Raw genomic sequence first — 5,398 nt, forward strand, 5'->3', positions numbered from 1 at the left:
CAATACAGCCGCGGAACCCCCCCGGGCCCCCGCCGCGCGCGCGGCGCCGGCCCCCCGCCCCCCCCCGCCGCCCCCCCCGGGGCCCCGCCCGCCCCCCCCCCCACGCCCAGCGCACATTTCCCGGCCCCCGGAACGCACGCGGGGGCTTCGAGGGCTCCCCTTCACCCCGATGTCGTCCGGCGGCCGGACGCCCGTCGATCGGTGTCAGCCCCGATGCCTAGGGTGTGCGCCATGGCACTGCGCTTCACCCTCGACCCCGAACTCACCCCCGAACTGCGGGAACAGCTCGTCTCCCTGTGGACCGACGTCTCCAACGCGGGCGGCGCCGTCGGCTTCGTCGCGCCCGTGTCCCGGGCCGACGTGGCCCTCGAGGCGGAACGGCACTACGCGGCACTGTCCGGGGGCAGGGCGCGCATGATCGCCGGTTTCGACGGCGACCGGCTGGCCGCCTCGGCCTTCCTCACCTTCAACACCCACCGCCTGATGAGGCACTGGGCCTGGCTGTACACCGTGATGGTCGACCCGTCCCTGCAGGGCCGCGGGAACGGCGCGGAGTTGCTGCAGGCGGCGGAGCGGTCCGCCCGCGACCTCGGACTGGAGGGGCTGAAGCTCACCTGCCGCGGCGGCATGGGTCTGGAGCGCTTCTACGCCTCGGCCGGCTACAAGGAGGTCGGGCGTGTCCCCGCGTCGATACGTGTCGCCGTAGGTGACGACCGTGACGACATCACGATGTGGCTCCCGCTGACCTGACCCTTCCGGGCCCGTGCTTCACTGATACGGGTACGTCCGGTACCTCCCGCAGGCCGGAACGAGGGAAACGAAGGAAGTGGCTACGACCGTGAGCTGGAAGCCGAGCCCCATGCTGCGCTACTCCCTGATGCGTCTCGGCCTGTTCGCGGCCTGCTTCCTGGCCATCTGGGGCCTGGTCTACGTCCACGTGTTGCCCGCCGGGCTCGGCGACTCCAACCTGCTGTGGGTGATGCTGCTCGCGCTGGTGATCAGCGCGCCGCTCAGCTTCGTCGTGCTGCGCGGGGTGCGCGAGGAGGCCTCCGTGCAGGTCGCCGCGCGCGTGGAGCGCACGAAGGCCAACCTCGCCGCCAGCGCCTCCCAGGAGGACGAGGCGGACGACGCCTCACGCGCGGCGGCGCAGCGCGGCTGACACACCCGGGGGCCGGGACGCACACCGCCGGCCACCGAGCCGCTGGGCCGTCCCCTATTGTCAGGCGCGCACCACCGGCGAGCCCTTCGCGGCCGAGGTGGACGCCCCGCGCGAAGCTGCCGCCCCGCTCACCCGCGCCCGCGCTCGCCCGGACCCTAGGGTCCGACGGTCCCGGTGAGATGGATCCGGTCCCCGGAGCGGACGGCGAAGGTCCTTCCCTTGCCCGGACGGGAGGGGTCCGGGGCCGAAGCCGCGTAGGTGACGGTGGCGGGCAGCAGGACGGGGGCCTTGAACTCGGCCCGCAGGGTGACCGTTTCGGCGTCCTCGGGCACGGCCTCGGCGGCGCAGCGCGCGACCGTCCACATCCCGTGGGCGAGGGCGCGGGGGAAGCCGAGCGGCCGCGCGGTCAGCGGATGGACGTGGATCGGGTTCCAGTCGCCCGACACGGCGGCGTGCCGGCGCCCGAGGCCGGCAGGGAGGTGCCACTGCGCCACGGACGGCAGTTCCGCCCCCTCGGCGGCCGTGGTGCCGCCGCCCGGGGCCCCGCCTCCCGTACCGCCCGCGCGGGTCCGTGCGAGGTAGCCGCTGCGGTCGCGCCAGACGACCTCCCCGCCGACGGACGCCCCGGTGACGAGCACGACCTCCACGCCCCGCCGGTGGGCGCGCAACTCCTCGGCGTGCACGGTGATGTCGGGGCGGTCGCCGGGCAGCAGCGGGCGCCGCTGGACGATCTCGATCCACGTGTGCACGAGGCCGAGCAACGGCAGCGGGAAGCTCCGCCGGGCCATCAGCCGGGCGGCGAGCGGGAAGCCGAGGACGTGCGGGTAGGTCAGCGGGAGCCGTTCCGCAGGGGGGAAGCCGCACACCTCGGCGTACGCGGCGAGCCGCCGGGGGTCCACCCGGACGCCCGGCGCGGTCACGTGACCGGCGGGCAGCGGCGCGTCGGCGGCCGGGTGCTTGCCGAGGCCGGTCAGTACGCCTCGGGCGAGGGTGAGGAGCAGGGGCATCGTGGGTTCCCGCGCGGGTCGGTGGGCGGTCGGTCGGCGGTCGGGGGCGGACGGACGGCGGGTCAGGCGCCCGGCGGACGACCGGTGCCCGTGCCCGCGGAACGCGACCGGTGATCGGCCCTCGGCCTTCCCCTGACGCGGAGGTGGATTTACCTGCACGTAAGGTTACCGGAAGTAACAGCCATGACGGCCCCGACTGGGGCACCGAGAGCGGATGCGCCGCAGGGCCGGAGCCCGCCCGGGCGCCCTGGTCTCCGACGTCGAACTGCCGGCCGGCCTCCAGCCGGCCGTGGACGCTACGCATTCCACCGTTCACCGCGCCGAGTTCCTGCGCCGTTACGCCGTGCTCCGCGCCGAATTCACGGAGCGGTGGGACCGTCCCACCGCGTCCATGGAACTGCGCCGTGCGGTCGTCGTCCCCGAATTCGCACAGGAGATCGAGGTGCTTTACGCCGCGTCCCGACCGGGACCCCGCAAAGGCAGGAGCCCCGCACGACGGTGCGGGGCTCCTTGGGTACTGCTCGTTGGGTACTACGTGTCAGTCCGCGATCAGGCGGGGGAGACGTTCTCGGCCTGCGGGCCCTTCGGACCCTGCGTGACGTCGAAGGTCACCGCCTGGTTCTCCTCCAGCGAACGGAAGCCGGAGGCGTTGATCGCCGAGTAGTGGACGAAGACATCGGGGCCGCCGCCGTCCTGGGCGATGAAGCCGAAGCCCTTCTCGGCGTTGAACCACTTGACGGTTCCGGTAGCCATAAGCCCTCCTTGGGCCAAAGGGTTGCCCTGCTCCAGAACCTGCCCTGCGCACTGCAAGAAGTCTGAAAACTACAAAAGCCCGCGGTCACATGCTCCGCAGGCTCTGTACTGCAAGGGAAACCAAACTGCAACTTGCGACGACAGTAGCACGGAGCATCTGCGGCGGGGAAGAGCGACAAGATCGGTTTTCAGCCGTGCCGCGGGACGCGCGAACGCGGCGTGGACGCGCTGCCGGAATCCGATGGCCCGGCGCGGGAGGACGGTACCCGCCGCAAGATCCCGGGGGCGGGGGTCTAGCCTCCTGATGTGGACAAATCTGCGCCTCATCCCTCCGCCGGTGGTGTGCGCCGGGCCCGGCCCCGCGTCGGGCACATCCAGTTCCTGAACTGCGTGCCCCTTTACTGGGGGCTCGCCCGAACGGGTGCCCTGCTCGACCTGGAGCTGACCAAGGACACGCCCGAGAAGCTCAGCGCCCAGCTCGTCTCCGGCGACCTGGACGTCGGCCCGATCACCCTCATGGAGTACCTCCGGAACGCCGACGAGCTGATCGCGCTCCCGGACATCGCCGTCGGCTGCGACGGGCCGGTGATGTCCTGCGTGATCGTGAGCCAGGTGCCGCTGGGCGCGCTGGACGGCTCCCGGGTCGCCCTCGGCTCCACCAGCCGCACCTCGGTCCGCCTGGCCCAGTTGCTGCTCGCCGAGCAGTACGGGGTCGAACCCGAGTACTACACGTGCCCGCCCGACCTCTCGCTGATGATGCAGGAGGCCGAGGCGGCCGTCCTGATCGGGGACGCGGCGCTGCGCGCCTCGCTGCACGACGCGCCGCGGCTCGGCCTGGAGGTCCACGACCTCGGGCTGATGTGGAAGGAGTGGACCGGACTGCCCTTCGTCTTCGCCGTCTGGGCCGCCCGCCGCGACTACCTGGAGGCGCTCCCCGCCGTGGTGCACGAGGTGCACCAGGCCTTCCTGGCCTCCCGCGACCTGAGCATGGAGGAGGTGGAGAAGGTCGCCGAACAGGCCGCCCGCTGGGAGGCCTTCGACGCCGGCACCCTCCAGCGCTACTTCACCACCCTGGATTTCTCGCTCGGCCCCGAGCAGCTCACCGGCATCGCCGAGTTCGCCCGCCGGGTGGGCTTCCCGGCGCAGGCGCGGGTCGAACTGCTGCGCCCCGGGGGCTGATCCGCACGGCCGGCGGCAGCCCGCCGCCGGCCCGGGCCCGGCGCCCGCGGGCGCACTACGATCGGCGACGGCCCCGGCTGGGGTGACCACGACTGCCACGGGTACAACTCCACTGACCTTCCGCACCGGCGAGAGGCGCGCAGATGCAGCCCCTGCAAGCGAACGACCCCCCGGCGATCGGCCCGTACCGCCTCCTCGGCCGGCTGGGGGCCGGCGGGATGGGCAGGGTCTACCTGGGGCGCAGCCCCGGCGGCCGGACGGTGGCCGTGAAGGTGGTGCGCTCGGAGCTCGCGGACGACCTGGAGTTCCGCACCCGGTTCCAGCGCGAGGTCGACGCGGCGCGCCGGGTCGGCGGTGCGTGGAGCGCGCCGGTGCTCGACGCCGACACCGACTCGCCGGTGCCGTGGGTGGCCACCCGCTACGTCGCCGGTCCCGCCCTGTCCGAGGCGGTCGCCACCTTCGGGCCGCTGGCGCCGCAGGGCGTACGGGCGCTGGGCGCCGGACTCGCCGAGGCGCTGGAGGCCGTGCACGAACGGGGGCTGGTGCACCGCGACATCAAACCGTCCAACGTGCTGCTCTCGCTCGACGGTCCCGTGCTGATCGACTTCGGCATCGCCCGCGCCATGGACGCCACGGCCGCGCTGACCAGCAAGGGGGTCGTCGTCGGCTCGCCCGGCTACATGGCCCCCGAGCAGGTCACCGGCAGACCCACCGGCCCCGCAGCCGACATCTTCGCCCTCGGCGCGGTGCTGGCCTTCGCCGCGACCGGCCGCGGCCCCTTCACCGGGGACAGCGCGGCCGTCCTGCTCTACAAGGTCGCCCACGAGGAGCCCGAACTCGACGGCGTGCCCGATGAGTTGCGCCGGATCGCGGAGTCCTGCCTCGCCAAGGACCCCTCGGTGCGCCCGACGCCCCGCCGGCTCGCCGAACTGCTGACGGCCGGCGGCGACGCCGCCTCACTGGTGCGGGCCGGCTGGCTGCCGTCCCCGCTGACGGAGCGCCTGGGGCGGCAGGCCGTCGAGCTGCTCGACCTCGAACCGACCCCGCCCCCGGGTACGAACGGCCCGGTCGGCGGCGCCCCTGCCGCGGCCGCCGGGGGACCGGGCGGCGGTTACGGCTCGTACGGTTCGCACCCCTCGTACGGGTCGTTCGGGCCGCCGCCCTCGCTGACCGAGCCCCAGGACGCGCCGCCGTTCGCCGCCACGCCCCCGCCCGCCGCCGGCCCGGGCCGGCGGGGGGGCGGCGCGGCCCCGCGCGGCGCCCTCGCGTGTCCGCCTGGCGTGGGGGCCGCGGCCCCCGC

Annotated in this window: 6 protein-coding genes; 4 read left to right on the forward strand and 2 right to left on the reverse strand. The window is 74.1% G+C overall.

The window, feature by feature from the left end; genetic code table 11:
* Positions 1–231: 231 nt before the first annotated feature.
* Together ABZ312_RS44770 and ABZ312_RS44775 are read left to right on the forward strand one after the other, a co-directional pair.
* The gene (locus ABZ312_RS44770; protein WP_500440203.1) at positions 232–750 is read left to right on the forward strand and encodes a GNAT family N-acetyltransferase; all 519 of its coding nucleotides are present in this window, start codon (positions 232–234) and stop codon (positions 748–750) included.
* 76 nt (positions 751–826) lie between these two features.
* Positions 827–1,159 carry a DUF4229 domain-containing protein gene (locus ABZ312_RS44775; RefSeq protein WP_499513323.1) on the forward strand — a complete coding sequence of 111 codons (333 nt, stop codon included), beginning with the start codon at positions 827–829 and terminating at the stop codon, positions 1,157–1,159.
* A 155-nt stretch (positions 1,160–1,314) separates the two neighbouring features.
* Here the strand turns inward: ABZ312_RS44775 and ABZ312_RS44780 are convergent, their stop codons facing one another.
* A complete protein-coding gene (locus ABZ312_RS44780) occupies positions 1,315–2,166 on the reverse strand; it encodes a MaoC/PaaZ C-terminal domain-containing protein (protein ID WP_500440204.1) in 852 nt (283 codons plus the stop codon).
* A 549-nt stretch (positions 2,167–2,715) separates the two neighbouring features.
* Positions 2,716–2,919, reverse strand: coding sequence for a cold-shock protein (locus ABZ312_RS44785; RefSeq protein WP_354796699.1), 204 nt, complete (start codon positions 2,917–2,919; stop codon positions 2,716–2,718).
* Positions 2,920–3,225: 306 nt separating this feature from the next.
* Between ABZ312_RS44785 and ABZ312_RS44790 the strand changes: the two genes are divergently transcribed.
* Both ABZ312_RS44790 and ABZ312_RS44795 read left to right on the forward strand, forming a co-directional pair.
* Positions 3,226–4,098, forward strand: a complete 873-nt coding sequence (locus ABZ312_RS44790) for a menaquinone biosynthetic enzyme MqnA/MqnD family protein (protein WP_500329490.1) — start codon at positions 3,226–3,228, stop codon at positions 4,096–4,098.
* A 143-nt stretch (positions 4,099–4,241) separates the two neighbouring features.
* Positions 4,242–5,398, forward strand: a 1,157-nt coding sequence (locus ABZ312_RS44795) for a serine/threonine-protein kinase (RefSeq protein WP_500440205.1), incomplete at its 3' end; no start/stop codon positions are given.

Source organism: Streptomyces sp. NPDC006207, from assembly GCF_040613835.1.
Classification (GTDB): Bacteria; Actinomycetota; Actinomycetes; order Streptomycetales; family Streptomycetaceae; genus Actinacidiphila.

What these genes read in the sequence shown, in the direction of transcription:
- ABZ312_RS44770 (WP_500440203.1), top strand. Translation starts at nt 232, where the DNA reads ATGGCACTGCGCTTCACCCTCGACCCCGAACTCACCCCCGAACTGCGG.
- ABZ312_RS44780 (WP_500440204.1), bottom strand. Translation starts at nt 2,166, where the DNA reads ATGCCCCTGCTCCTCACCCTCGCCCGAGGCGTACTGACCGGCCTCGGC.
- ABZ312_RS44785 (WP_354796699.1), bottom strand. Translation starts at nt 2,919, where the DNA reads ATGGCTACCGGAACCGTCAAGTGGTTCAACGCCGAGAAGGGCTTCGGC.